Source organism: Pseudoalteromonas sp. S16_S37 (assembly GCF_014694405.1).
Lineage (GTDB): Bacteria > Pseudomonadota > Gammaproteobacteria > Enterobacterales > Alteromonadaceae > Pseudoalteromonas.
On record NZ_JAAUWV010000160.1, the window covers coordinates 1 to 1,024 of the forward strand.

The 1,024-nt window shown below is 42.0% G+C and carries 2 protein-coding genes; both read right to left on the bottom strand.

Going from position 1 to position 1,024, the window contains the following annotated elements; genetic code table 11:
- The coding region (locus tag HC733_RS22375; protein ID WP_190367176.1) for a hypothetical protein at nucleotides 1-401 on the bottom strand (401 nt) is incomplete at its 3' end.
- Nucleotides 398-691, bottom strand: coding sequence for a hypothetical protein (locus HC733_RS22380; RefSeq protein ID WP_190367177.1), 294 nt, complete (start codon nucleotides 689-691; stop codon nucleotides 398-400). The genes HC733_RS22375 and HC733_RS22380, both read right to left, overlap by 4 nt.
- Nucleotides 692-1,024 lie beyond the last annotated feature (333 nt).

Here is a 1,024-nt window from a genome sequence, read left to right on the forward strand (position 1 = left end):
GCTCGCTCTACTTTTATTGTCTGTTGCCAGCACTGCGTGGTTTCAAACACTGAGAGTAGATGTGTTTGCCAATTAAGAATGGCTTCACTGAGCACTATATCACTTCGCTGCCAACCTATAGCAGTTGCACTTTTAACACTTTGACTGTTTGACCAAGCATTAACTATAAGTGCGTTAATATCGTTTTGAAGTGCAAACGCTAGAGCAGCTTGTTGTGTCAATGATGCGCGAAGTGTATGGGTTAATACATGTAGTGACGTTCTCAGTAATTCAGTGTTGTGTATCAAGCTATACTCGATGCCAACGAGTTCAGGCTCTTTTGGTGTTGGTGATTGACCAAACCGAATAACGATAGGCGATTTATAAACAGCATAGGGCTTGCTCAACCTTATCTTTATCACTCAGCACTTTCCTGCTCTTGTGATGGCAGTTTTGCTTGCACTCTGTCTACCGTCTCGGCATTAAACTCGCCAGAGTCATCAAATATAGTGACCATTAAGTCTGGCTCTATACCATACTGCTCAGGGGTGATGATGGTCATTTGCCCATTGTTAGGTATGGCACCTTGCCAAATAGCTTTCAGAGTTAATCTGTTTTGAACGGCTATACGTGTTGCATTAGTATCAATATCTAGCTGCAATTGACCTATGGGGGATTTCAGTTTTTGTTTTGACGCGATAACTTTAAACATATTTACCACTGCTCGATATTGATCCATAAACTTGCAGGGTCAGACGACGCACTCCGCAAGCACCAAAAATTTTGGTTGTCTATATTTTTTATTGTTGGCCAGAAATGGGAGTAACCCACACCTGCGATCGTATTAATCATACCGGGCATGTAGCCTCTTATATTCGGTCTGGTTGCGAGTTCTGGGTATTCGGTTTGTGACATCCCAATCGACAGTGAGCTTACGGCAAGTTAGCGTAACTCACCATCAAAAATATGCTTGAGTCCAGAATTTAGTCTATGCGTTGTGATTTATAGTTCCAAGGCAAGTAAAGTTCTGGGTTTAATCGCAATT